This is a genomic window from Pseudomonas sp. FW305-96 (assembly GCF_058783825.1).
In genome coordinates this window covers 65525-90989 of record NZ_JBYSYW010000023.1, presented here as the reverse complement: position 1 = coordinate 90989, position 25465 = coordinate 65525, and the positions used below count along the sequence as shown (strand labels likewise).

The following is a 25465-nucleotide window of genomic DNA, read 5'->3' as shown; positions in this document are numbered from 1 at the left end:
GCCGATGGTAGTGTGGGGTTTCCCCATGTGAGAGTAGGTCATCGTCAAGATTCATTTCGCAAAACCCCTATCTGCGCAAGCAGGTAGGGGTTTTGTCTTTGGGCTTTTGGAAAGCCTGCGCCCGCTCTCACCGCAAGCCCGCAATTTTCTTCGCCTCAGTTTCCCAGCTCTCATACGATTGCCAACACAATAATGGCAAAATGACATGTCTAGCCTTGTGGCTTAAGATCATCGAGAAGTCACAGGCATCTCGCGCGACTGTCACCAAAGGGTTAGGTCTTTGATATGGCTAAGCTTTCAGAGTCGGATAACGGGCACAGTCATTTTGTTTTCTTCAGTGAGTATGAAGAAGAGGACTTTGATGCGTTTGTTGAGCATGTGTTGACCGCGTTGAATGTTCGCGAGATGGGGCGTGAGGAAGGGCCGTATTCCACGTTGGTTATGACGGAGTACCAAGGGCATAAGCTGGTGCTGACGAGTGGTTCGTTTGAAGGGTGTTTCATATCAATGGATCAGGGAGTGGCTTGGTTGGCGAAGGAAATCATCGGGCGGGTATGATTTGGGTGCGGTATGGCATCATTTTCACGCGGCCCATCACGCAGCCTGCCGCCACGAAAGGCCGCTTCAGGATTTATGCTGGCCCGCATGCAAACGTTAATCTGGACGTGTGAATGAAACCCTTTGACGACCTGGTGGCCGAGGCCTGTGCGGCAGATGTGACTGGCTGGGGTTTCGATTGGCTGGCAGGTCGCGCCTCTGAGCAGCGCCCGCCTTGGTGCTATGCCCAGCTCCTTGCGCAGCGCCTGGCGGGTGTACGCTCAGCCCTGGATCTCGATACCGGCGGCGGGGAGGTTCTGGGTGAGGTTGCGCGCTTTGCGCCCCTCATGTGCGCCACGGAAGCCTGGCCACCCAACGCTCGCAAGGCCCACGAGCGCCTGGGGCCACGCGGCGTTGAAGTCATCGAGGTAGCCCCCGGCACAGCGCTCCCATTCGCCGACGCCTCGTTCGAGCTGGTCACCTCACGCCACCCGGTGAATCCCGACTGGCACGAGATCCATCGCGTCCTCCGGCCTGGTGGACATTACTTCGCCCAGCACGTAGGCCCAGCCTCGGCCTTCGAGCTGATCGAGCATTTCCTGGGGCCGTTGCCACGTGAACGGCAAATGCGCGAGCCGCAGGATGAGGTAGCAGCAGCGCAGGCAGCCGGGCTTACGGTGACAGATTTACGGACAGCCCGCTGCCGCATGCTGTTCCATGATGTGGGCGCAGTCGTATGGATTCTTCGCAAATGCGTATGGTGGGTGCCAGACTTCTCTGTGCACCAGTACCGCGCTGAGCTTCTGGCCCTGGATAACCAGATGCGCCAGGGGGAGCCCTTCATAGCGCATTCCACCCGTCATCTCATCGAAGCGAGGCGTTGAGCTGAGATAAACGGTGGGTACAAAGAAGAAGCCCTAGCGCGCGTTGTTTGGGGATCGGTGGGCCGGGGAAAGTTGAATTGGTTTTCTAGGTGTCTAATTTTATGAATAAATATTGGTTTATTAGAAGCATTGGGATACCTATTGGAATACCATGAAAGCTCATTTGAGCAACATGCCTCATTACCTTCTAATGCGATGGTCAGCGCAATATCCTAGACCTAAACTGCAGCGGAGCGTCGGCAATACCGGAAGAGCCTCTGTTTGCCGGGAGCAGCGGTGATAAGCCCGGGGTGGATTTGGCATGCCGACAGGAAGCGCCGAATGCCCGACCTAACCAGCATGTGTTTTTGTGTGGTTGGTTGCTTGGGATGACAAGGGCAGCGACAGCCATGCCTGCGGCGATGTCAAGTGATTCCTCAATCCGGTCATTACCTGGCTGTCCCGCATTCCCTCGGTGCTGGGCTATGTAGGACTGGCGCTCAGTACGCTCAGCACTCAAAATATGCGCTTTGATGTAGTGATGAGTCCGAAGCCCTTATGTGCCACGTTTACCTGGCCAATTTCACCCAATGCTCATTGATCGTGCCTGAATCGCGGATCATCGCAGACCTTTTATTGCAGGGCATAGAGGGTAGCGACTGGGATAAACACGTACGCGACTTGAATGTGCTACAGAAGCGCACAGTCAGAACCGCCGGTACCTACGCAGTCCTGGCGCGCTCACGCCTGCAGACGATGACCAGCGGTCTATGGGCTTTGGTGCGCGATGGCAGCGTTCCTGTAGCCACTCATGCCGTTCTCGCCGCTACGGTCAAGTTTTCGCCACTCTTTGGCGATTTCCTGCGCACCGTCGTTCGTGACCAATTCCGCCGATTCGCCACACACCTGGACTCACGCTGTTGGGACGCCTACATCGAGGACAGCATGCGCTCGCAACCGAACATGCCTACCCTCAGCGACTCAACTCGGGTTAAGTTAAGGCAAAATGCCATGCGTATGCTTGCGGAGGCTGGTTTCATCGAAAGCACCCGAAGCCTGCGCCTACGCAGTCAGCAGATTGAACCAGCGGTTCTTTACTACTTACGTCAACACAATGAGCAATACGTGCTCGATTGCCTCCAGGTATGCCCGTGAACGACCTCGACGAACGTCTCAACAGAATCCTGGAAAAAGTCACCTCTGATGACTTTCTCGGTGGCCAGGGCTTGGGTAACGAGGTGCCGTTCTACGCCTTCGATTATCTGCCGCAGGATGAAGAGAGGGTCCGCGAGCATGCTCGGTTTCTCCAGGGGGCGATTATCAAGCGCCGTCCAGAGCTCAGGGTCGCTTTCATCAACCTGTTCGAGCTGATGATCGACATGCTGAAAAGTCGCAGCAAATTGGATCAATCCATCGAAATGCAAGCTAAGAAAGGTGACGACTACTTGCTCAAGGCCCTCAAGGCACCACTTGATGCAGGCAAGGTTGCCAGAGAACTGGTCGATCGCTATCCGCCAAGTGAGTTTGACCTGCTGGTCATCAATGGTGTCGGCAGTGCATACCCGCTGATTCGCACCCACAACCTTCTGAATAACCTCCAGCCGTTTATGGGGCAGACCCCGTTGGTGGTTTTCTACCCCGGCCTCTATGACGGCCAATCGTTAAAGCTGTTCGGTCAGCTAGGCGAGAAACCCTATTACCGTGCTTTCCGACTGGTGAGCTGAAAAGGATGTCCACCGTGCAAATCAAGAGTCTCTTTACCCGCTCTATTCACCGCTCGATCAATGGTGTGATCAAGGCTGACCAGGATGACGCTGAGTCCGTCTGGCAAGAGTTGGATGAATACGTCATTACCCGCGAGTTGGATCAGCATTTACGCAGCTTTTTTGAAAGCTACTTGGTGGCTCTGGACAACCCCCAGGATGCATCGGGGCGAGTAGGGGTGTGGATCTCTGGTTTCTTCGGGTCGGGTAAATCGCACTTCCTGAAAATTCTCTCCTACCTGCTGGAGAACAAGAAGGTCAGCAAGGACGGCGAAGCTCGCCAGGCCATCGATTTCTTCGAGCGAAAAATTGCTGACCCGATGCTGGCTGCCGATATCAAGCGCGCCATCGCCGCTGAGACCGATGTGCTGTTGTTCAACATCGACAGCAAGGCCGATAGTGGTGATGGCCGTGATGCAATCCTTCGCGTCTTCCTGAAGGTCTTCAATGAGCGCCTGGGCTTTTGCGGTGATCACCCGCATATCGCCCACATGGAGCGTCACCTGGATGGCTTGGGCAAGTTTGCTGAGTTCAAGCAGGCATTCGCTGACGCATCGGGCTCCACTTGGGAAGATGAACGCGATGCCTACCACTTCCAGGTTGATGCACTGGCTACTGCTCTGTCGAAAACCCTGGGGCAGGAAATCAAGGATGCCGACGCTTGGGTGGAGCGCTTTGAAAACGACTTCAGTCTCAATGTCGATAGCTTTGCCAAGTGGGTGAAGGAATACCTGGATAAGCGCGGCAAAGATCAGCGCATCGTGTTCCTGGTAGACGAAGTCGGCCAGTTCATCGGCCAAGACACCCACCTGATGCTCAGCCTGCAAACCATCACCGAAAACCTCGGCACGATTTGTGGTGGTCGCGCCTGGGTTCTGGTTACCTCGCAGGAAGACATCGACGCCGTGCTCGGCGAGGTACGTGCCTCCAAGGCCAATGACTTCTCCAAGATTCAGGGGCGCTTCAAAACCCGCTTGTCGCTGTCCAGCGGTAACGTGGATGAAGTCATTCAGCGTCGCCTGCTCGACAAAGAACCTGAGCCCAAGGATGGTCTGCGCAAGATCTACCGCGAAAAGGCCGACATCCTGCGTAACCAGCTCAGCTTCACTAACACCGGACGCACGTATAAAGCGTTCACCGACGAAGACAACTTCGCCGCCGTTTACCCTTTTGTGCCGTACCAGTTCCAGCTTGTGCAGCGCATTTTTGAAAGCATCCGCAAGGCTGGTGCCACCGGTACCCACCTGGCCCGAGGCGAGCGCTCTCTGTTGGATGCTTTCCAGTCAGCCGCTAAGGCCGTTAGCGATAAAAGCGTCGGCGTCCTAGTACCGCTTTACCGCTTTTATCCGTCCATCGAGGGCTTCCTTGAGGGTGTGGTCAAATCGACCATCGACAACGCGGCCAGCAACACAAGCCTGCAAGAACTCGACCCTTTGGTGCTGAAGACGCTGTTTCTCATCCGCTACGTTGATGAGATCAAAGGCAACGTCGATAACCTGATCACCCTGTTTATCGATGAGATCGACGCCGACCGCCAAGGCCTGCGCAAGCAGATCGAAGACAGCCTCCAGCGACTGGAGAAGGAAACCCTTGTCAGCCGTAACGGCGATGACTTTTTTTTCCTAACCAACGAAGAGCGCGACATCAGTCGCGAGATCAAGGATGTCGACCTCACCAGCGCTGATGAGGCCCGCGAGTTGGGTCAACTGCTGTTTGATGAAGCACTGCGTGGCCAGCGCAAGTTTCGCTTCCCCGACAATGGCAAAGACTTTGGCCTCAACCGCCAGTGCGACCTGCATCCCTTGGGTAACCGCATTGATGGTGATCTGCTGATCTCGGTTATCAGCCCTCTAGTAGATGACCGAGACATCTGGAGCGAGCAACGTTGCATTCTTGAGTCCAGCCAGGGGGAGGGCAGTGTGCTCCTGCGCCTGGAGGATGAACGCGACCTGGCCCGAGAGCTTCGTCTGTACCTGCAAACAGACAAATACATCACGCGCAAAAACGACGGCACTCTGCCACACAATACCAAGCGCATCCTTCAGGATCGTGCGGAAGAAAACCGCCAGCGCCGTCAGCGTCTGAGTACCACTGTGGATCGTCTGCTGCGTGAAGCCGAGGTCTATGTGGCAGGCAACAAACTGGAAACCAAGGCTTCCAGTGCACCGATGCTGGCGGAAGAAGCGCTCGACTACCTGGTGCGTAATACCTTCAGCAAGCTGGGCTACATCCCGCACCTGAGCAGCGATCCGCAGAAAGAAATCCAGGCCATGCTGGCCACGCCGAAAACGCCGGGCCTTGCTCTGGAGAGCACCGGTGAAGCCAATCCGCGAGCTCTTAAAGAGGTAAGCCAGCACATTGAATTGCTCGCGTCGCAGTCGCGTCGTATCGTCCTGCATGACCTCGCAGAGACCCACTACGGTCGTCGGCCTTATGGTTGGCCGGAATGGGAAACGGTATTGCTGATCGTGCGGCTACTGCTCAAAGGTGAAGTCAGCCTGATCGGTAATGGTGGGCCCCTGGCCCCGCATCAAGTCTGGAATGAAATCTCCACCCCGGCCCGCTGGCGCACCACTGAAATTCAGAAGCGCCAACAGGTCGGCTCTGGTGAATTGCAAAAAGCCCGTCAGCAATTTAAAGAGGTGTTTCAGAAGATCGCCCCGGATGGCGAGGACAGTCTCTACAGCCTTCTGCAAAGCAGTCTGGCGAGCTGGGAGAGTGAGTTCAAACAGTGGCGTGCATTGGCACAGACCGGTCAGTATCCGGGATTGGACGACATCGACCAGGGCCTCAAGCTGATTGGCAAACTCAAGGCTGCACCGGATAGCTTTGATGCCATTCAGCTGTTCCTCAAAGAGCGTAGCGCGCTGCTTGATCTATCTGACAGCTACGGCGATCTGGATAACTTCTACAGCAGCCAGAAAGCCGCCTGGGACAAACTAGGTGCGGCGCAGCGGGACTTCCAGCCCAACCGGCCCAAGCTGGAGAAGGATGAAAAAGCCGCTCGTGCCCTTGCTCGCATCGATGAAATCCTCAGCGTCCAGGCTCCGTTCAATCTGATTCGTGAAGGTGAGGGGCTGATCCAAACGATCACCCAGATCAACGACGGATTCCTCAAGGAGGCCCACGAGCGCGCGGATGCCTGGTTGGACAAGCAATTGGCCAAGGTCAACGCCGAACTGGATGACCTGCAAGCAAGCACGGATCAGCGCAACAAGAGCCTGCTCTCCCTGCAAAACCTCCGGCAGCGTATTACCAAACAGCGCAGCTTGGCCCATATCAACGACATGCTGGATGAAGCTCGCGATCTGGCCGATGCAGCTATCGATCATCTGCATCTGTTGGCTGAGCAGGCTGCGGCCAAAGCCAAAGTAGTAGCCAGCGCACCGGCACTAGCGCCCGTGGCATCGGGTAGCGGTAACCCAGGTGTGCCTATAGCCGAGCCCACCGCTCAGGTGGTTAGTACGCCTGCGGCTGTTGTCGCTCCGGTAGTCCCGGTAAAAAAACGCAGAGTGGTGGATGCTCAGCTGCTTGCTGGCTCTGGTTACATCGAGACCCAGGCCGATATCGACAACTTCCTTGCCAAACTTCGTAAAGAGTTGGAGCAGGCAATCGCTGACAATCAACGCGTTGAAATTCGCTAAGGAGCAGCCATGTACAAACCAGGCGGTACGATCAAGCAGCTGCTGGACAAGGTCGCTTCTCAGGAGTACATCCTTCCGGCGATTCAGCGTGAATTTGTTTGGTGGCCAGAACAGATCTGCCGGTTGTTCGACAGCCTCATGCAGGGCTACCCCTTTGGCACCTTCCTGTTCTGGCGTATCGCACCGGAGAAGCGCCAGGAGTACCAGTTCTATGATTTTGTCCGTGACTTCCATGAGCGCGACAACTATCACTGCGCTCTATTGAAAGCCCTCCCTGAGCGTGATCTCGTCGCCGTACTCGACGGCCAGCAGCGTATGACGGCGCTTAACATTGGCCTGCGTGGTTCCTACGCCTGGAAGCTGCCAGGCAAATGGTGGTCGAGCAATGATGCCTTTCCGATCCGTCATCTTTACCTGGATCTGCTCGGCGAGCCTGATGTGGAAACCGGCTCCGAGTACCGTTTTGAGTTTCTAACTGAGACCGTTACGGAGCTAACGGGTGAAGGCCAACTGTGGCTTCGCGTCAGTCGCGTCCTGGTCGAGAGCGAGGATGATCTGATCGACAGCCTGGACGAGCTTGATCTCAGTGCGGAACAGCGCCGGCAAGCGAAGAAAGTCCTCCGCCATCTCTACCGCACCGTTCACCACAAAGAGCTGATTAGCTACTACGAAGAAGCAGAGCAGGATCTTGGGCGTGTCCTGAATATATTCATTCGTATGAACAGTGGTGGCACACCGCTTTCATACTCAGATCTATTGCTGTCGATTGCCGTGGCGCAGTGGTCGAAGCTTGATGCCCGGCAGGAAATTCATCAGCTCGTCGACCAGATGAACAAGGAGGGCGACCAGTTCAACTTCAGTAAAGACCTAGTGCTCAAAGCAGGCTTAATGTTGTCGGACATTGGCAGCGTCGGGTTCAAGGTGGAAAATTTCAACAAGGCCAACATGGAACTGCTGGAGGAAAACTGGTCACGTATACGCGAGGCATTACTGCTTTCGGTACGGTTGCTGGCCAGCTTCGGTTTCAACAGCCAGAACCTGCGTGCCGACAGTGCCCTGCTGCCCATCGCTTACTACCTGTTCGCCCGTCAACCCGGGGAGGCCTATTTGTCCCGTGCGGAGTACGCTCAGGATCGTGAAAATGTGCGTAAGTGGCTGATTCGCAGCCTGCTCAAGGCTTCAGGAATCTGGGGCAGTGGTTTGGACACCCTGCTGACTGCTTTGCGTGATCAGATTTGTACCCATGCGCAGACGGGCTTTCCTGTATCTCAGATCGAAAGCGTGATGTCCGCGCGCGGTAAGACGCTTTCCTTCACGGAGGAGGAGCTGGACGAGTTGGTCGAGCTTCCCTATGGCGACAAGCGAACTTTTGCCTTGCTCTCGCTAATCTTCCCTGGTTTCGATCTTTCAAGGCATTTCCATGTAGATCATATCTACCCACAGGCTCGTTTCACCAAGCCTCAGCTCCGTAAGGCAGATATCCCGGAAGATTTGGTAGCGGAGGTGGCAGATAAGGCCAACCGTCTGGCAAACCTCCAGTTGCTCGAAGGCAGTATCAACAACCAAAAACGCCAGAAGATGCCGCATGACTGGTACGCCCAGTTCAAGCCAGATGCCCTCGTTCGCCAGCAGTACCTGATGGGCCTGGAAATAACCGATCTCCCAGAAACGCTGGCGGACTTCCCGGCGTTTTATGAGCAGCGTCGCAAGGCGCTCAGGGGCCGAATAGTTTCAGCCCTTCAGTAGCCATATTTGCTAAGGAGAAATGCCATGGGCATGGAAGAGCTACTGAAGGCTACCGACTGGCAGCGCATTACTAATGTGGTAAAGAAAACCTATACCTCGCATCGAGAGCTATACAGCTTTAAAAAATACCCCGCGCTCGATTATGATAGCTTTAAAGACACCTTCTCTGCGTTGGCAGAAAAGGTAGATTTATCGGCAGCGTTGCTTTGGAAGTGGGGGCACTGGGGCAAGGATGACTTTCCCTCCAAGCAGAAGGCCTTGATTGGCGAGATCGAGAGCCTGTGGCCTGCTTTTCGAGGCTGGGCGTTATCGGCTGGTGATCAATTCACCCCCGAAGCCACTTTTCGATGGTGGCATAAGCGTTTGGGTAGGCTGCGCTATATTACCAGCGCCTACTTGACTCACCTGATCCATCCGCTACAGGTGCCGCTCATCGATCAGCACAACTTCCGCGCCATGAATCATCTGCGGCAAATCCCGGCCGCTAAGAAAAAACCATCTACTTGGTGCGATATCGTACGTCTCAAGCACTTCCTGCGTGAGGCGAGCCAACGATTTCAACGCCAAGAAACTGAATTCGACAAATACCTAATGATGTATGGCCGTGCGCTCAAGCCCCGCAAGGTCAGGTCGTCTCGTAAGGAACAGGCATGAACCGCTCCGCACTCAAGAAATATGCCCCCCAGGCCCGTCTCGACTTTATTGAGGTCGTTACCCTGCGTGCCCGTCGTCTGGGGCTTGATCCAGCAATACCGGTCAGCGTCACACAAACGGGCGACGTATTGCTGATTGGTGGTCAGCCGTTCCCGGCCAGCGTTGCCAAGCAGCGTACTGAGCTAGTCCGACGTATTCAGCAGCAGGGCTTTAATGATGTGATTGAGGCGCTGGCTTATACTTGGTTTAACCGCCTGGTAGCCATCCGCTTTATGGAACTAAAGGGTTACCTGAGCCACGGCTACCGTGTGCTCAGCCACCCGCAAGGGCAACAGCCGGAGATTCTAGATTACGTTCAGCATCTAGATCTACCTGGCTTGGACAAAGCTGAAATCATTCGCCTGAAAACAGCGGGTAATCAGGATGAAGCGTTGTACCGCAAGATCCTCCTCGCTCAGTGCCATGAGCTGCACCGTAATATGCCTTTCCTCTTCGAGGCACTAGACGATGCCACTGAGCTGCTGCTCCCGGACAACCTCCTGCGTACCGACTCGCCGATTGCTCACTTGATCAGCGAAATCGAAGAAGCTGATTGGCAAGAAGTGGAGGTGATCGGCTGGCTTTACCAGTTCTATATCAGTGACAAGAAAGACGAGGTGATGGGGAAGGTGGTCAAGAGCGAGGACATTCCCGCTGCCACTCAACTATTTACTCCTAACTGGATCGTCCAGTACTTGGTGCAGAACAGTCTCGGTCGTCTCTGGCTGATGGCCAACCCCGGCTCCACTTTGCGAGAAAAGGGGGCTATGAAGTACTACGTCGAGCCTGCCGAGCAAACACCGGATGTTCAGGCTCAGCTCGATGCGTTGATCAAGGTGCGTATGGATGAGTATGGCGGCACGCTCAATCCAGAGTCGTTGACCGTGCTTGATCCAGCATGCGGTTCCGGCCATATTCTGGTGGAAGCCTATAACCTGCTGCGCGCCATCTATGAGGAGCGTGGCTATCGTCTGCGCGAGATTCCTCGGCTGATCCTTCAAAAGAACCTATATGGCCTGGACATCGACGACCGCGCAGCTCAGCTTGCCGGTTTCGCACTATTGATGAAGGCTCGTGAGGATGATCGTCGGCTGTTCGATGATGAGGAAAATCCTCCGCATCTCAATGTCATGGCCATTCAGCAAAGCGCAGGCCTGCCGGATCAGGAAATGGCGCGAGTCATCCACAATGCCGCTATCCAGATTGAAGGCGGCGATGCATTCCATTCAGGACAGCTATTTGGCGGTGACCAGTTGATAACCCAGCACAGCTCTGGGGTGACTGTGCTCGACCTGCGGCATCTGATTCAGTTGTTTGAACATGGAAAGACCTTTGGCTCATTAATAAGTGTGCCGGAGGTCCTCAAGACCAAGCTGGGTAAGATCATCGATCTGCTCGCGAGTGTTCGCAGCAAGGGTGATGATTTATCGCGTAGTTATGCCAGGCAGGTAATGGAGCAATTTGCTTGGCCTGCTAGCTTGCTTGCTCTGCAATACGATGCAGTGGTAGCGAACCCGCCTTATATGGGTGGTAAGGGTATGAATTCAGCGCTCAAGGAATTTGCTAAGAAGAGTTTTCCGGATAGTAAAGCAGATCTCTTTGCTATGTTTATTGAGCGCGGCTTTCTCTGGTGTAAACCTACCGGCTTCAATAGCATGGTAACAATGCAGAGCTGGATGTTCCTCTCGTCTTACCTGACTATGCGTGAAAAATTATTGGTTGATCGCACTATTCATACAATGGCTCATTTGGGAGCAAGAGCCTTTAGTGAGATTTCTGGAGAGGTGGTGCAAACCACTGCTTTTGTGATGCAAGGTCACCATTTAAATGGTTTCAAGCCAGTATTTTTCAGACTTATTGAGGGCGTTGAGGCGGAGAAAGAGGCAGCATTGCTAAGTGGTCATTATCGATATGATAAAGAAATTCAGGAGGATTTCAGTCAAATTCCGGGGAGCCCTATAGCTTATTGGGCAAGTTCAAAAATTAAAGCGTCGTTCTCCGAGCATCCATCCTTAGCTCGGGTCGGAAAACCACGGCAGGGCTTGGCCACAACAGATAACGAAAGATTTCTTAGATTTTGGCATGAATGCGCATTGAATAGAATTTTTTTTAGCGCAAATAACTCAAATGATGCAAGAGAATCTCAATGTCGATGGTTTCCATGTCAAAAAGGAGGGGGTTTTAAGAAGTGGTATGGGAATAATGAGTATGTTGTGGATTGGGAAGGTGATGGTAAACGAATTAAGGATTTGGTTGTTGCGCGCTATGGAAGTGCGTCGAAGCGAGTTGCCAATGAGTCATTTTATTTTAAAAGTGGGATAACTTGGGCGACGATTTCAAGTGCGTCGCTTTCAATGAGATTCGTTCCGAATGGATTCATTTTTGAAACCAAAGGCGCAATGTGCTTCTTTGACTCGGATGTAGCACTCAGGCGGTCATTAGGTTTTTGTAATTCGGTCATAGTTAATCCGCTTCTGAACTGTATTAGTCCGACGTTAGACTTTCATGAGGGGCCGGTTGGCACGCTGCCTATTGCTGATGTCGAGTCGACAGTTGTAGATGAGAATGTTCAGTGTTGTATAGATCTCTCAAAAGTTGATTGGGATGAGTCTGAGTTGTCGTGGGATTTTAGTAGGCTACCTGTTGTCACCAAAGGCTCTAGCACTGCTCTGATCTCAGAGGCCTGGGGGCAATTGAGTGTTGAGTTGCAAGCTCGTATTGAGCTAGTGAAGTCTAAAGAGGAGGAAAATAATCGTATTTTTCTTGACGCATATGGTCTCAAGGGTGAAATAGCTTCTGAGATTCCAGAGGTGCAGGTTACTCTTAGTCGTGCAAGTCGTGATAAAGATATGCAGCGACTGATCTCATACGCAATCGGTTGTATTATGGGGCGCTACAGCCTCGACGAACCGGGTTTGATCTATGCCCATAGTGGCGGAGTTGGTTTCGATCCTTCGCGCTATCTCAAAATGCCTGCGGATGCTGACGGCATTATTCCTATCACGGACGAGTCCTGGTTCGAAGACGATGCTGCCGAGCGCGTACGCGAGTTCGTTAAGGTGGTTTGGGGGGCTGAAACACATGTAGAGAATATGGAGTGGCTGGCCGATGGCCTAGGCCGCAAAGTAGGGGAGTCCGCCGACGAGGCCATCCGCCGTTACCTCTCAACCAGTTTCTACAAAGACCACCTGCAAACCTACAAGAAGCGTCCGATCTATTGGCTGTTCTCCAGCGGGAAGCAAAAGGCTTTCGAGTGCTTGGTTTATCTGCACCGCTACAACGAGGGCACGCTCTCACGTATGCGTATGGAATACGTCGTGCCGCTGCAAAGCCGCATGCAGGCCCGGATCGACACGCTCACCGACGGCATCGACAGCGTCACTAGCAGCGCCCAACAAAAAGTCCTGCAAAAGCGCAAAGACAAATTCACCAAACAACTTGAAGAGCTCCGCCGCTTCGACGAAAACCTCCGTCCGTACGCCGATCAACGCATCACCCTCGACCTAGATGATGGCGTTAAGGTCAACTACGGGAAATTCGGTAACCTGCTGGCCGAGGTTAAGGCGATTACTGGCGGTAAAGAAGAATAATCAACCAATAATACGCAGTTTTGCATTTGAGGCACGACATGGAACTAATGTAAGCGCTCGATGAACTCCACCTAGTCAAAGATGGACGGAGCGCTTAGCTATGCAATTATGGTGTGCGATTCCAAGGCTACAGGGCCTCGTAGTCTTCCACTGAAGACGTCTGCGGCGGAAGTTTCAGTGCGTGGCGCAGTCACGCACAAGACTCTTTACCGTTGGCCATGGCCGTCTCGACTGCGCGTCTGGTTTTGGCCTTGGGTTGCACCTTTCAACGAATTTACGTCGTGCATGTGCCCAGCAACCCAACCGCTCGACGCCATGCTGCGCGGCCAACGCGTTGTACCCGGCGTAGTCTTCGATCATGACATCGCCACGATAGCCATCTAGCAGGCGTCGGCACTTCCTGCGCTCGACTGGTGGCGTAGTCGAAAAGGATCACCGGCTTATCAGGTGGGCCGCCGGTTTGTGCCCACCTCCAGGACTGGCAGCTGGGGTCGCGATCAGGCTCTTTCCACACCTGCACGGGGGGCAGCGCAGTGGATGATCCGGCTGCTCAACAGGCTTTCGTGCATCAGATTTAATAGCGGCTGCAAGTTTTCACCGAACTGAATCACCCTGCGGGCCAAGGTTTTATTCGGGATATGGCTACCTTGAGATCGAGGTCGGCCAGCGCGGCCAAGCCATCGATGGGTTTCCGAAGATCGACGGCTTTGGGGTAGAGGTACATTTTCGACTTTGGCGTCGGGTCGCATCATGGCCGGCAGGCTTCAGAAAGAAACCGGGAGCACAGCACCCGGAATCAGCTAAGCGCTCTAAATGTGGGGTTCGCTCATGGAGCGGTTACGTTTATGACGTGTCCTGTATCTGCCGTGTTGATTCGCAGATCACGGTAAAGGACACCGAAGTTTTCCAGCCATTGATGCAACTCGACACTGAGGAGTATGGCCAGCAATTTCCGTCGTTCGCTGTTGCGACCAAGGACAGGCTACAATCTGCGCTAGCGCTAGCTGAGCAAGGCCCTCCGACAGGCCGGGAATATGAAAAGCCCCCGGTTCCTGACCTCGACTCGGTACGTCCTAGCTTCGATGAGGCCTATGGTGTGTTTCACCAGCAGGCTGAATTTCTGATTGGCACGCTGTGACGTGCAACGTGGCGCTGTTGTTGATTTCTTCTACAGAAAGGGCACTTGAGGTGCCTTTTCAGTTTTCATACCGCTGGGGGCGGTGATTGATGCCAGAGCTATCCGTACAATTAGCAAGGATCATCGATGGTCTGCAACAGCAGTTCGCATCCAACCGCGTGGTGTGGTGGGAGGATCCGCAGGGCGAGTTCAGTGAGGCCCTTGATGATCTGGCACTCGAAAGTGTTCAGATTTTTCGTCGGTCGGTGACGCCGGCGCTGGCGATTAAGCAACAGGTCGAGCTGCTAAATCCTGTCGGTCATTTCCTGATTTACGAAGATAACGCTCGCCCTGAGCCAGAGCAGGATTGGTTGCTGGATATTCGACTGTATGCAGCATCATTTGCTGCAGATCGTACGTCCATGCTCCTACAGGAGCTGGGGCTGCGTAAGCAGAGTTTGCGTGAACACCTGACGCTGCGTAGTGCGTTCTTAGCCAGCAAAGATCGGGTAACCAAGATTCAGCGGCTGCTCAATCCGGGTGACGATGAGGCGGTGATAGATCTGAAGATTCTCGCGGTACTGGCCAAGGTTGAACAGGCAGAATTGTTTGCAGTGCTCACAGCTATTTTCGCCACGTTGGCCGAGGCTGAGGATTTGGAAAATAATCCCCTGTGGGAGGCGATCTGCAAGTTCGACATGCAGCCGGTCTTCTGGCAACTGATGTCGCAGGCATTCGGCTATCAGCATGGTGAGCCTTCCCTGCGTCATTTTCTGGTGCGTCTGTTTGCCACTGATATTGAGCATGCTTTGCATACCCATGCCCCGCCCAACCTCAAGGCTCTTCAGCTCAACCCCACACGCGCTGCCAATGTCGCGGTATTCCTGTCGCAGTGGCGCGATAGCACCTTGAGACAGCGTGCTTATGATCGCTTGTCGAAGCGTGTAGCGGCAGATTTACGTACGACAGAGTTGTTGGCTCAGGTTCCATTGGAAGCACTGATGGCCATCAGTACCTTTGTTGATGTTGAGCGTCAGATCGCCGAGCGCTTGCGCGATGCCGTGCTCAACAATACCAGCGAAGCGGTTGGTCTGAAGTTGCGGGATATGGCCAGTCGCCGCATGGATGGCTATTGGGCTAATCCTCGTTGGCCGGATAACGAGGACGCCAACCGTTCGGTTTGGTACGCCTATTACCGTTCGCTGATTGCAGCATCTGAACTGTTCGAGCTGAAGATGCGTTACGCCGGTGGATTTTCATTTGCATCCGCTGAGGCCTGCTACAGCGCCTATACCAGTGAGCTTTATCGTTTCGATCAGCTCTATCGGATATACCACGAAGCCGCTGATGCTGTGTACGCTCGCAGTCCGGACGCCTTGTCCCCGTTGACCTCACGGGTTGAGCAGGACTACTTGAACGGCTTCCTGCAACCACTGGCACAAAAGTGGGGCAGTTTCGTTGATGGCGGTTTGCTGCAGCACTGGCAATTGCCTGATGTACCCAATCAGCAGAACTTCTATGCCGAGCAGGTGGATCGCTATCTGAAAGGGGGCGAGGATCGCCGGGTGTTCGTGGTGATCAGCGATGCGCTGCGCTATGAGGTGGCTCAGGAACTGAGTGAGTCGCTTAATGGTAAGTACCGCTTCGCCGCAGAGCTAGGTAGCCAGCTGGGCGTGCTGCCTTCTTACACCAAGCTCGGTATGGCCAGCTTGCTGCCGCACAAGGCACTGAGCTACACCGATGTAGGCTTGGTACAAGTGGATGGGCTGAGCAGTGATGGCCTTGAGGCGCGCAATAAGATTCTAGCCAGCGTGAATGGTCTGGCCCTGCGTGCCGAAGACTTTCTTACCATGAACAAGACTGATGGGCGGGAGCTGATCAAGCCTTATCGCGTTATCTACATCTATCACAATAAGATTGATGCCGTTGGTGACACAGCAAGTACCGAAAGCAGCACCTTCAGGGCTTGTCGTGATGCCATTGAAGAGCTGGAATCGATCGTAAGTCGCATCATCAACAACTTGAATGGTCATCGTGTGTTGGTCACAGCTGATCACGGCTTCCTATTCCAGGATTCAGCTCTTGAGGCCCTAGATAAAAGCAAGTTGGTCACTAAGCCCGCTGGAGCGGTGGTCTCTAAGAAACGCTATATGATCGGTCGTAACCTGGGCATTAGCGAGCAGGTGCATGCTGGCTACATTAGGGACACAGCAGGCATCGGCGACGATATGATGTTTTGGTCGCCGCGCGGGCTGAACCGTTTCCACTTTGTGGGTGGCGCACGCTTTATCCACGGTGGTGCTGCGTTGCAGGAAGTAGCTGTGCCGGTGCTTAAGGTGCAACAGGTGCGCGGTCACAAGGCCAAAGATACGGCGGTGCGCAGTGCGCAGGTCACGGTGCTGGGTAACAACTTCACCATCACAACCAACCGCTATGTGTTCAACCTGCTGCAGACGGAAGCGGTCTCCGAGCGGGTGCTGCCGGCAGTGCTGCGTGTAGGGATATACAATGATGCTGGAGAGGCTGTATCTGCGGTGGAGTTGGTTTCTCTGGATAGCGACTCACAGAATCTTGACCAGCGTCAACGCAAAGTCATTTTGACGCTATTTAACCGCCCGTTCTCATCCAGCGAGCGATACTTCTTAAAGCTTCTTGACGCCGAAACCGACGTTGAGCAGTTCCGCATTGATGTCCGTATCAACCTGGCGATTAGTAATGACTTTGACTTCTGATAGCGGCAATCTTGACCTGGATCTCGACGCTCTGCTGAACCGCTTTTTTACCGGTAAGGTGGTGCGGAAGGATCTGACCAAGCGCCTGAAGGAAGGCATCAACGTGCCAGTGTACGTGCTTGAGTATCTGCTCGGCATGTACTGTGCCTCGGATAACGAGGAGGTCATTGCCGATGGTTTGGAGACCGTAAAGCGCATTCTTACTGAAAACTACGTTCGCCCCGACGAGGCAGAAAAGGTTAAGTCGAAGATCCGCGAGCGTGGTAGCTTTAAAATAATCGACAAGGTTTCTGTCAGCCTGAACGAGCGCCGGGATATCTACCAGGCGCTATTTATGAACCTGGGCGTCAAAGATGCCGAGATCCCCAGTCGCTTCATAAAGGAGTTCGAGAAGCTCCTTGCAGGCGGTATCTGGTGCATTGTGACTATGAATTACTTCTTCGAGGAAGGAGCCAAAGGTTCTCCTTTCGCGGTGCATGATCTCAAGCCCATCCAGATGCCGAACATGGACATGGACGCGTTGCTTGATGCGCGGAAGGCGTTCAGTGAGAGCGAGTGGATTGATGTGCTACTTCGATCAACGGGCATGGAACCAGCTCATTTCAATGGCCGCACGAAATGGCATCTGCTCACGCGGATGATTGCTTTCGTTGAGAACAACTACAACTGCTGTGAGCTTGGCCCTCGAGGCACCGGCAAGAGTCATATTTATAAGGAAGTCAGCCCGAACAGCATTCTGGTTTCAGGTGGCCAAACCACGGTTGCGAACCTGTTTTACAACATGTCTCGCAGACAAGTAGGGTTGGTGGGAATGTGGGATGTGGTGGCCTTCGATGAGGTGGCGGGCATCTCGTTTAAGGACAAGGACGGTGTACAGATCATGAAGGACTACATGGCCTCGGGCTCCTTCGCCCGTGGTCGTGATTCTATTTCTGCCTCCGCAAGCATGATGTTTGTAGGAAATATCAACCAGCCGGTGAATACGCTGGTTAAGACTAGCCATCTATTGGCACCGTTCCCGAGTGCAATGACCGACTCAGCTTTCTTCGATCGTTTCCATGCCTATATTCCTGGCTGGGAGGTGCCTAAGATGCGCCCTGAGTTTTTCACCAACCGCTATGGGCTGATCACCGATTACCTAGCCGAGTTCATGCGTGAGATGCGCAAGCGAAACTTCGCCGACGCCATTGATCGTTTCTTCAAACTAGGCAATAACCTCAATCAGCGTGACACTATCGCCGTGCGCCGAACGGTATCCGGTTTGCTGAAGCTTCTACATCCAAGCGCCGACTATGACCGTGAAGCAGTGCGTCGTTGCCTTGAGTACGCTTTGGAGGCCCGTCGCCGAGTGAAAGAGCAATTGAAGAAAATCGGTGGGATGGAGTTCTTCGATGTCCATTTCTCGTATATCGACGCCGACACACTTGAGGAGTTTTTCATCAGCGTGCCGGAGCAGGGCGGGGGTGGGCTTATTCCTGAAGGACTGGGTAAGCCAGGGGCAATGCACTTAGTGTCGACTGGGGCCAACGGACACCTGGGGCTCTACCGGTTGGAAACCCAGATCACTGCGGGCAGCGGCAAACTGAATATGTCCGGTCTCGGTAGCAGCTCGTCTGCGAAGGAAGCCTTGAAGGTCGCTTTCGACTATTTCAAGGCCAACGTTACTCGGGTTAGCGCCGCTGCCAAGGTTGGTGACCACGACTACCACCTCCATGTGGTGGAGTTGCATAACACCGGCGCTCCGAAGGCGCTGACCCTCGCTGGCTTCGTTGCATACTGCTCCGCTTTGATGCATCGCCCCCTCCAGGCGCAGTTGGTCGTATTAGGTGATATGAGCCTGGGAGGGAATGTGGTGCCGGTGGAAAACCTGGCTGAATGCATGCAGGTAGCATTTGATGCCGGGGCGAAGCGAATTCTGCTTCCCATGGCCAGTGTCACTGACATCCCGACCATCCCTGGAGAGTTATTCGCGAAATTTCAGACCAGTTTCTACAGTGATCCGGTGGATGCGGCATTCAAAGCGATTGGTGTGAACTAAGTTTACCTCCAAGCCCTTTGAGTCAGGGAGGTGACCCTTGAATTTAATGGGTAGGAAGTCAAGCGGCACGCTTAAAAGTTCATGGGGAAATCTCGGTTCAAATATCCCGATCGGCCCATTCACATTAGCCTGCTCTTAGCAGTAGTTGTCCCGCGCTATGATGTCATGTTTCAACGCAGCAGTGTGTTGTTATTCATCCGCTTACAGATCAGTAGGATAGTAAGTTGGTAGTAGTATCGTGTAGAGGCTGAATGCTCTTTTAGGTGAACGCGCAAGTACCAGTCCACATGCTTTTTTCGCCAAGTCCACGGGTTGTCATTGCGCCATCGCTGCTTAATGGCCATTTGCATGATTCGGGCTTGCCGTAGATGTCGTTGCTGGCTGCTCTTTGAACCGGTCAATACACCGCTGAGAAACAGCGTAATGTCAAACGGTTTGCTCATGATCGGCCACCAATGTAGGCGGAAACCACATCAGCCCGGTAATGGCCGAGCTCAAGGCTGATCTGTTGGCGGGCCTGTTGATCAAGGCCGCGGTCAATGCGATAGCAGTGACCACCATTGACTGGTGCGGCGTGGCCCGTGAGTTGCTCATAGCGCTCGCAGGCGTAAGCCGCGCGCAGTTCATGGAGCCCCTTCAGCCCGTGTTCATGCAGCATTTCGCGGGCTTGGAGCACGGTCTGATGCAGGAATGCGGCGTAGCTTTCGTCGCGGTCTAGGTTCTGTATGAAAACCTTTGAAACCTCGCCGGAGCCTCTGGAAGCCTGATTTTTCGTAGAGTTCTCGCTTTTTAGGCGAAGGATTCTGCCATGTCCAAGCGATACGAACTTTCCGACGCAGAATGGGAAATAGTCGCAGACCTCTTCACCGCACATCGACGTACAGGACGCCCAAGAGTTGACGATCGCTTGATGCTCAACGGCGTGTTGTGGGTGCTGTGCTCCGGTGCAACCTGGCGGGACATGCCTGAACGATTCGGGCCGTGGTCGACGGTCTATCAACGATTTCGAGACTGGCGAAACCAAGGAACCTTCAACAAGATGCTCAAGCGGCTACACCTCAAACTCAATGCACAGGGCCAGATTGACTTAACCACCTGGTGCATCGACTCAACCGCCGTGAGGGCCACCCGTGCCTCTGCCGGAGCAGGCAAAAAAGGGGGGCTGACGAACCAACGGACCACGCACTTGGACGAAGCCGGGGCGGGTTGACGACGAAAATTCACATGGTCAGTGACGCCCGTGGCATCCCACTCCACTTCACGCTCTCTGGTGGTAATGCCAGCGACATCTCCCATGCTCAGCGACTGCTTGACAGTGTCCACATCCCTTTGAATCGAGGTAGGCCACGCAAGCGCTGCCGCTGGCTCCTGGCCGACAAAGGCTATGACGCAGAATCCTTGCGGCAATACTGCGACCGCTATCGAATGCAGCCGGTGATTCCGCTGCGTGACATGAAGCGCAAACCGAAGCCGGGCCTACCGCGCCTTTTTGACAAGCCCAAGTATCGACAGCGGAACGCTATCGAACGGCTGTTTGGTTGGTTGAAGGAGCACCGCCGCCTGGGTACACGCTATTGCAAGCTAGCGGAAAGCTTCGCTGCGATGGTCGCGCTGGCTTGCTGGCGGCGGTGTTTACGACATTACTTTTCGTACAGTGCCTAGCAAGTTGCGGCTTAGGGGCGGCGACACATCACGCGCAAATTGGAGCGCCGCGTTAACTTGTTCAGTGGCGATGATCCAACGTGGCGCAGATGCCCCTGAGCGGCCGCCTTTGGTACCGTCCTGAATATTGATGCGGCCTAGGTGCATGGCTTCGCGTTGCAGGCGTGGCAGATCCGCTAGGATAGCTTCACGCAGACGCATACCCGTTGCACGAGCCAGTATGATAATGGCCGCTACTCGCTCGTGTTGCTGCTCAACAAGTGTTTGAAGCACTCGCTGTACTTGTTGATGGTCTTGGCCATCTGGTGCTCGAGTGCGTACGTTGGAGCGCTGCTGTCTCAGCGCCTGGCTCGGGCTGATGATTCTCACATCTTGATCACCGCGCAGCGCAGCGAGGGTGCGGTTGACGCTACTCAGGCGGTTTTGCGCGGTGGCGATGCACAGTTCGCCTTGCTGGATCTGCTGGCGTAGGTATGCGGCGTAGTCTTGCAGTGTCTGTCGATCAATCTGGCGCGCATCGTTGCAACCGGGGCCGTCCTCTGATCGGCACCAGCGTACGAAGGCTTGCCAGCGATCGCCATGCGCTTTGACCGTGGCGAAGTGGCCGTCGGCAAACATGTCTTTTAGGGCCTGCCGACCGGCGTAGCTCAGTTGTCGGCCATAACCAAAGTTGCGACCGTCACGCCGACCGAGCAGTCCCATTGTCTTCACCTTGATCGTTGGTTTGTAGGTGCAGTAGCAGGGCTTTCCAGTGGACGCTGACGCTGTCCAACTGTCCCCAGTGTGCTGGGTGGATGAGAAGGGCATTTTCGCTGTGTTGCAGCAAAGCCCCTTCTCCTTGCAATTGCTCGATGAGCCGAGGGAGGTCGATTGACTCAGATGTTGGAGTGGCGACAGCGGCGACACTGGCGACAACCCCCGCCGCATCTGGATTGGTATGTGGCGACAAAGTGGTGGCAGTGGCGGCGACACACCTTAGATCGCTCGGCAAGCGATGCTGCGCCCGATAGCGGCGCACGGCGTCATTGAGGCGGAACATGGCGCACCTCGAATATGTCCCCGTCATTGTTCAGCCAGTTATGGGCAACCAGTTGCAGCAATAACTCGAAGGTGTGCCGTGTGCTTTTACGGGCAAAGCGGGGGCCGTTGCGCGTAAGGTCGCGCAGGCGAAACGGTGGCCAGTTCTTCTTTATCAACCAGCGCAGCAGGCAATCAGCCTCTGCGCGAAGCTTATTCAGTGGTTCCTGTTCAGTCAGGCGTTGGTTCTCGGCCAGGTAGTAATCCATCAGCGTGGAGGCGCGCTGAATGTGCATGTCTTCCAATACAGTCGATTCCTCAACCACCGCCATCACACCAGCCATGCGTAGTACGTTCGCGGCGGCTTTGCTCGCTGCAGCTTGGACGTTGACCAGTTCGCCGAACTCCCCTGACTCGCATTCAATGGTGTCGTGAATGGCAATCCATGCTTCACGGGCGCGTGGGCTCAACTCTATGACCGCAGGTGTGAGGCCACCATCTGTATGCCGTGACCAAGGCTTCTGCGTCAGTGCGGCAATGCGCTGTTGGTACAGGTGCACCTTTGGATCTCGGGTCAGGTCGATGGCCTTGTACAGCCGCTGTCCAACCAGGCGCTCGGGCCAACTGATAAGGCAGCGCCCCAGGATGCCCTGATCTTTAATATCAGCATCCTGAAGCAAGCGGTCTGCCAGACGGGGTTGAAGCATCAAGTACATGCTGAGGCGGCGATCATAGGCACGCAGACTTTCCCCTGCCATCGCGCGCGATCGATCAATCGGGCTGCCGTCCCACAGGGTCGACAAGTGAGTGATCGCCTTGATCATGTTGTCCTTGCTCATGGTGCTGCCGCCCAAAAACTGCCCGCCCTCATCGCTGAATAGCCCCATGCTGGGCAAGCCGTGGCACAGGCTTTTGACCAGGCCCTCAATGGTCGGCTCAGCAGTGAGCAGTCTTGGTTGGACAGGTTCAGGTTGAGCGTCCAGCACTAGCTGTGCTGATTTTTTCGAGGTCGGTGACTTCGCGGTGAGGCTCATTGCAGCTCGGTGCGCCTTGAGCTGTTCGCCATAAGCGATCCACTGCTGTCTTTCCCAGTCGCGTAGGGCCTGAAGCGCAATATGGTCCACCGCGCTTTTGCGATCACCCGAGCAAGCCACCGTCAGCAAGTACAGCGACAACGGATAGATTCGGCCGTCGAGGTGAACATTGGCGTGCGCCTGGCTCGCCAAAGCTGCCGTGGCCAGAACGGACTGCGCGGCCATGGCGCAGGGCACGCCGATCACATCGGCCATGCGCTCTACGGCCGGCCCCAATAGGTCGCCTAGCGCCGCGACCGGGTAGGGTAGGGGCGTAATCTGCTGTTCCAACAAGGGGCGTGGTGCCCCTTGTACTTCGCGCAGTTGCAGAGCCGTCCTCCATAAATTACCGATCTCTACCTCACGTCATCCCGCCAAGAATGTTGAGTGTTATCAGGGATCAAGGCCCCTGCGACCTGTGAGGGTGTCCACTGACGCGGGACTGGCGGCTCCTTACGACCAGGAGCAAGGGCATCTCATGATCTGGCCTCCTGAGCACCGATAGCGGTGGGCGAGTGGAGGCTGCACTGGGTGACGAGACCAGCGCCGCGAGATCCTGAGCCGGGTGCAAGCAGCATTGCGATGACCGGGGCATGTCTGACTGTCAGTCAGGTGCAGTCCATTCCGTGGTCTGCGGCACCATCATCTACATGGCTGTTGTTGGTGACATCGGCGTTTGTCACGCCGATTGTCACGAGGGGAATTGCCGCAAAGCCGTATGCGATCTGGGCTGCAGCAGTGTTAGAAGTGACCGTCTCTTTCCAGAAGAAAGAGACGGTCACAGGTTGACGCAAGATTCGGCCAAGCGGATAGGTTGCTGCAGGGCAGCGAAGTAGAAAGTTATGTCTGGCGCACAAGGGCCGTGAACTGAAGTAGGCATCCATCACCGGGGAGGTGACCGGGCGAGCTGCCGGATGCGAATCGCCATTTGGGGGAAGAACCACTGTGGGAACGGCGTGACCTTGAAGGTACGGGCCACCTGGGTCGCTGTCATTCACAGCGCCTGCACGGTCAGCCCTGGCCAGTGAGTAAACCCGGTCAAGGGTCGAAACTCATCGCAACTTTAGACTTGAAGGGCGGTTATCTGCCGTTGGAATTCCGTGATTACCGCGGACAACGTCGCTGCTTTTGGCTCTTCAAGGTAAGGGCCTTACCCTAAGCTAAGCCCAGGGTAAGGCTGCCAATCACATCAGGAAAACCACTGCTTCAACGTTTCCTTAGCCTTAGCGACATGCTCAGGTTTGATATAGGCGGCAGTTGCTGCCAATGCCGCGCACAGCACGCCGATATCATCGGAATAGCCAACGATTGGGGTGATGTCAGGAATGGCGTCGATCGGCGAAATGAAATAGCCGAGTGCGCCGTAGATGGTGGTCTTGGCCCATGTGGGCGTTTCCGCGTCCGTGGCGGAGTAGTACATTTTCAGCGCCGGCTCCAGCGCAGACTCACCTGCGGCCTTCGCATAGCCTTTAACTTTGTCCCAGAACGACTCGTCTGAATAATCCTTTTCAAATGCCTTTTCTGACATGGTCTGTGCTCTACGAATTGTATGTGTTGACGATGATTTCCTGATCAGTTTGATCGGGAATGGCCTTCCGAAAACATCAGTGGCGCACCTGCGAACAACCGGATAGCTCAAGCGGCCGACACTGAACGTGATTGTGGCACTTTGATACTGCATTTGACCATGGCCCGGCCCGAAGACTGGCTTGCTAGCCGACGAAATCCACTCCCATAGTAAGCGGTTGGGAAACACACCTTGTGCAGCCAGTTAGGTATCCATTGATGCGGTAGCAGTCGCTCGATCTCGCTGCCCCTTGCATCAGCGCTACCAGCGCTTCCTTTCCTCCAAGCTTTTAGGAAATTTCCCATCCTCCTATCTGTTGCGAATCAATCCCGCCTAAGGCTACATTCCCCAAGTCGCAGCAAAATCCGCGACCAGGTGTAGGAACCTGCTGGTAAACTTGGCGCACGCACTAGGCGCCCCATTGCAACGGCTGGCGCCTTTTTTGCGCCCGCTGCGATGTCATGGCGGCTGTGTGTGGGCAGGCTTCGGCCTGGCCGGGTTCCAAGTTTCCCGGTATTCCTACCCCATGCACAGCTGCCACCCAATCCCGTAGGAAGGATCGTGGTAGCTCCAAATCGCAAACTTGGAGTCTCATGCATGCTTACTCGCATTCTGAGCAGGATCCTCGCATCCGCTCTCCGCCGCCCAACCCCTGCGGCCACCCCATCCCCAACGTTTTACCCGATCGACAGCCAATCCCTCGCCGAACGCGCCAAGCGGGAGGTGTCCCATGACTGACCGTGAACGCCTGTCTACCCTGCAAAGCTACGTCTGGACCCTCGAACTACTCGGCGAATCCCTGGTCCAGCATGACGAGGTGCTGGAGTGCGAGCACAACCCGCAACTGAGCTTCCGCAACACAGCGGGCATTCATCAGGCGATCCGAATCATCAGCCGGCTGGCCAGCGAGCAGTTCGCCAAGCTGGAGGCGATGAAGGAGGAGAGGGAAAGGTGATGGCGTACTGCCGCCGAGGCACTGAATCCCAGGCATAAAAAAAGACGCCCTAGGGCGTCTTCTTCTTCGGATTTGGTGGAGCCGGGGGGATTTGAACCCCCGTCCGCCAGTACTCCGCTGTCGGTACTACATGCTTAGCCGTGTCTACTGATTTAATCCGCAGCCGCCCGACGGGCAGGGTGCTTTGGATGAGTTGGGTAAGTTTTAGTCGCTTCGCCCCCAACGTGCTGCACGACGATCCTGTTCTGTATGACAATCATTTCGGGTTTACAGGCATCCCCTGATGATTGCTGGAGCCGAAGCTACCAGGAGAGCGGGCTCAGCTGCTTACGCAGCGAGAGCGTAGCCCTCGTAGTTTTCGTCATTGGCAACTATAGAAAGTTGCAACAGTGGATTTACGAGTTCTGTTACCAACTCGGCATGCACCTAGAGTTTCGCTACCGGCGTCGAATCCTAATCGGCCCCACA

At 54.8% G+C, this 25465-nt stretch carries 16 protein-coding genes, 1 other RNA gene and 3 pseudogenes; 12 read left to right on the top strand and 8 right to left on the bottom strand.

From position 1 onward, the window contains the following. The first annotated feature begins 285 nt into the window (after positions 1 to 285). The 8 genes from AC3WL2_RS17645 (at position 286) to pglX (ending at position 12836) form a co-directional block, all read left to right on the top strand. Positions 286 to 558, top strand: coding sequence for a hypothetical protein (locus tag AC3WL2_RS17645; protein WP_102684495.1), 273 nt, complete (start codon positions 286 to 288; stop codon positions 556 to 558). A gap of 113 nt (positions 559 to 671) precedes the next feature. After that, a complete protein-coding gene (locus AC3WL2_RS17640) occupies positions 672 to 1421 on the top strand; it encodes a class I SAM-dependent methyltransferase (RefSeq protein ID WP_102684494.1) in 750 nt (249 codons plus the stop codon). A gap of 537 nt (positions 1422 to 1958) precedes the next feature. Beyond that, positions 1959 to 2555, top strand: coding sequence for a DUF1819 family protein (locus tag AC3WL2_RS17635; RefSeq protein WP_102684493.1), 597 nt, complete (start codon positions 1959 to 1961; stop codon positions 2553 to 2555). Then, on the top strand, positions 2546 to 3124 hold the full coding sequence (locus AC3WL2_RS17630; protein WP_102684492.1) for a DUF1788 domain-containing protein: 579 nt from the start codon (positions 2546 to 2548) through the stop codon (positions 3122 to 3124). Before AC3WL2_RS17635 ends, AC3WL2_RS17630 begins: the two co-directional genes overlap by 10 nt. A 14-nt stretch (positions 3125 to 3138) precedes the next feature. Then, positions 3139 to 6807: a BREX system P-loop protein BrxC gene (gene brxC, locus AC3WL2_RS17625; RefSeq protein WP_102684491.1), complete on the top strand. Its 3669-nt coding sequence runs from the start codon at positions 3139 to 3141 to the stop codon at positions 6805 to 6807. A 9-nt stretch (positions 6808 to 6816) separates the two neighbouring features. Continuing rightward, positions 6817 to 8553, top strand: coding sequence for a DUF262 domain-containing protein (locus AC3WL2_RS17620; protein WP_102684490.1), 1737 nt, complete (start codon positions 6817 to 6819; stop codon positions 8551 to 8553). Positions 8554 to 8577: 24 nt separating this feature from the next. Continuing rightward, positions 8578 to 9207 carry a hypothetical protein gene (locus tag AC3WL2_RS17615; RefSeq protein WP_102684489.1) on the top strand — a complete coding sequence of 210 codons (630 nt, stop codon included), beginning with the start codon at positions 8578 to 8580 and terminating at the stop codon, positions 9205 to 9207. After that, positions 9204 to 12836 (top strand): BREX-1 system adenine-specific DNA-methyltransferase PglX, encoded by a 3633-nt coding sequence (gene pglX / locus AC3WL2_RS17610; protein WP_102684488.1) that lies wholly within the window; start codon positions 9204 to 9206, stop codon positions 12834 to 12836. Before AC3WL2_RS17615 ends, pglX begins: the two co-directional genes overlap by 4 nt. A gap of 243 nt (positions 12837 to 13079) precedes the next feature. On the opposite strand, the pseudogene AC3WL2_RS17605 reads toward pglX, so the two are convergent. Next, a pseudogene (locus AC3WL2_RS17605) lies at positions 13080 to 13483 on the bottom strand (IS66 family transposase); the annotation flags it as partial. A 580-nt stretch (positions 13484 to 14063) separates the two neighbouring features. Between AC3WL2_RS17605 and pglZ the strand changes: the two are divergent. Continuing rightward, complete coding sequence (pglZ, locus tag AC3WL2_RS17600; RefSeq protein ID WP_102684486.1) at positions 14064 to 16685, top strand: BREX-1 system phosphatase PglZ type A; 2622 nt, start codon at positions 14064 to 14066, stop codon at positions 16683 to 16685. After that, positions 16669 to 18723, top strand: coding sequence for a protease Lon-related BREX system protein BrxL (brxL, locus tag AC3WL2_RS17595; protein ID WP_102684485.1), 2055 nt, complete (start codon positions 16669 to 16671; stop codon positions 18721 to 18723). The genes pglZ and brxL overlap by 17 nt, the downstream gene beginning before the upstream one ends. A 170-nt stretch (positions 18724 to 18893) precedes the next feature. Here the strand turns inward: brxL and AC3WL2_RS17590 are convergent, their stop codons facing one another. Both AC3WL2_RS17590 and AC3WL2_RS17585 read right to left on the bottom strand, forming a co-directional pair. After that, positions 18894 to 19166 carry a hypothetical protein gene (locus tag AC3WL2_RS17590; protein WP_102684484.1) on the bottom strand — a complete coding sequence of 91 codons (273 nt, stop codon included), beginning with the start codon at positions 19164 to 19166 and terminating at the stop codon, positions 18894 to 18896. Continuing rightward, positions 19163 to 19441, bottom strand: a pseudogene (locus AC3WL2_RS17585) (integrase domain-containing protein); the annotation flags it as partial. The pseudogene AC3WL2_RS17585 and the gene AC3WL2_RS17590, both read right to left, overlap by 4 nt. Positions 19442 to 19531: 90 nt before the next feature. On the opposite strand from AC3WL2_RS17585, the gene AC3WL2_RS17580 reads away from it, so the two are divergent. Beyond that, a protein-coding gene (locus AC3WL2_RS17580; protein ID WP_102684483.1) for an IS5-like element ISPsp10 family transposase occupies positions 19532 to 20385 on the top strand; the annotation gives its coding sequence in 2 pieces (ribosomal slippage) (positions 19532 to 19873 and positions 19876 to 20385; 852 coding nt in all). Here AC3WL2_RS17580 and AC3WL2_RS17575 read toward each other — a convergent pair. The 4 genes and pseudogenes from AC3WL2_RS17575 to AC3WL2_RS17560 form a co-directional block, all read right to left on the bottom strand. Further along, a pseudogene (locus tag AC3WL2_RS17575) lies at positions 20383 to 21087 on the bottom strand (integrase domain-containing protein); the annotation flags it as partial. The gene AC3WL2_RS17580 and the pseudogene AC3WL2_RS17575 overlap by 3 nt on opposite strands. Further along, entirely contained in the window at positions 21065 to 21424 is a 360-nt protein-coding gene (locus tag AC3WL2_RS17570; protein WP_102684482.1) for a hypothetical protein, read from the bottom strand. The pseudogene AC3WL2_RS17575 and the gene AC3WL2_RS17570, both read right to left, overlap by 23 nt. Continuing rightward, positions 21408 to 22805, bottom strand: a complete 1398-nt coding sequence (locus AC3WL2_RS17565) for a YfjI family protein (RefSeq protein ID WP_102684481.1) — start codon at positions 22803 to 22805, stop codon at positions 21408 to 21410. Before AC3WL2_RS17565 ends, AC3WL2_RS17570 begins: the two co-directional genes overlap by 17 nt. Positions 22806 to 23664: 859 nt before the next feature. Further along, a complete protein-coding gene (locus AC3WL2_RS17560) occupies positions 23665 to 24003 on the bottom strand; it encodes a YkvA family protein (RefSeq protein ID WP_102684480.1) in 339 nt (112 codons plus the stop codon). A gap of 769 nt (positions 24004 to 24772) precedes the next feature. Here AC3WL2_RS17560 and AC3WL2_RS17555 point away from each other — a divergent pair. Continuing rightward, on the top strand, positions 24773 to 24997 hold the full coding sequence (locus AC3WL2_RS17555) for a hypothetical protein (protein ID WP_102684479.1): 225 nt from the start codon (positions 24773 to 24775) through the stop codon (positions 24995 to 24997). A 73-nt stretch (positions 24998 to 25070) separates the two neighbouring features. Here the strand turns inward: AC3WL2_RS17555 and ssrA are convergent. Further along, positions 25071 to 25462: a transfer-messenger RNA gene (gene ssrA, locus AC3WL2_RS17550) on the bottom strand. Between the last annotated feature and the right edge of the window lie 3 nt (positions 25463 to 25465).

Bases quoted from the DNA above. Each gene is read 5' to 3' on its own strand.
- AC3WL2_RS17560 (WP_102684480.1), bottom strand. From the start codon at position 24,003: ATGTCAGAAAAGGCATTTGAAAAGGATTATTCAGACGAGTCGTTCTGG.
- pglX (WP_102684488.1), top strand. From the start codon at position 9,204: ATGAACCGCTCCGCACTCAAGAAATATGCCCCCCAGGCCCGTCTCGAC.
- brxL (WP_102684485.1), top strand. From the start codon at position 16,669: ATGACTTTGACTTCTGATAGCGGCAATCTTGACCTGGATCTCGACGCT.
- pglZ (WP_102684486.1), top strand. From the start codon at position 14,064: ATGCCAGAGCTATCCGTACAATTAGCAAGGATCATCGATGGTCTGCAA.
- AC3WL2_RS17570 (WP_102684482.1), bottom strand. From the start codon at position 21,424: ATGTTCCGCCTCAATGACGCCGTGCGCCGCTATCGGGCGCAGCATCGC.
- AC3WL2_RS17590 (WP_102684484.1), bottom strand. From the start codon at position 19,166: ATGAGCAAACCGTTTGACATTACGCTGTTTCTCAGCGGTGTATTGACC.
- AC3WL2_RS17630 (WP_102684492.1), top strand. From the start codon at position 2,546: ATGCCCGTGAACGACCTCGACGAACGTCTCAACAGAATCCTGGAAAAA.
- AC3WL2_RS17615 (WP_102684489.1), top strand. From the start codon at position 8,578: ATGGGCATGGAAGAGCTACTGAAGGCTACCGACTGGCAGCGCATTACT.
- AC3WL2_RS17555 (WP_102684479.1), top strand. From the start codon at position 24,773: ATGACTGACCGTGAACGCCTGTCTACCCTGCAAAGCTACGTCTGGACC.
- AC3WL2_RS17645 (WP_102684495.1), top strand. From the start codon at position 286: ATGGCTAAGCTTTCAGAGTCGGATAACGGGCACAGTCATTTTGTTTTC.
- AC3WL2_RS17620 (WP_102684490.1), top strand. From the start codon at position 6,817: ATGTACAAACCAGGCGGTACGATCAAGCAGCTGCTGGACAAGGTCGCT.
- AC3WL2_RS17635 (WP_102684493.1), top strand. From the start codon at position 1,959: ATGTGCCACGTTTACCTGGCCAATTTCACCCAATGCTCATTGATCGTG.
- AC3WL2_RS17640 (WP_102684494.1), top strand. From the start codon at position 672: ATGAAACCCTTTGACGACCTGGTGGCCGAGGCCTGTGCGGCAGATGTG.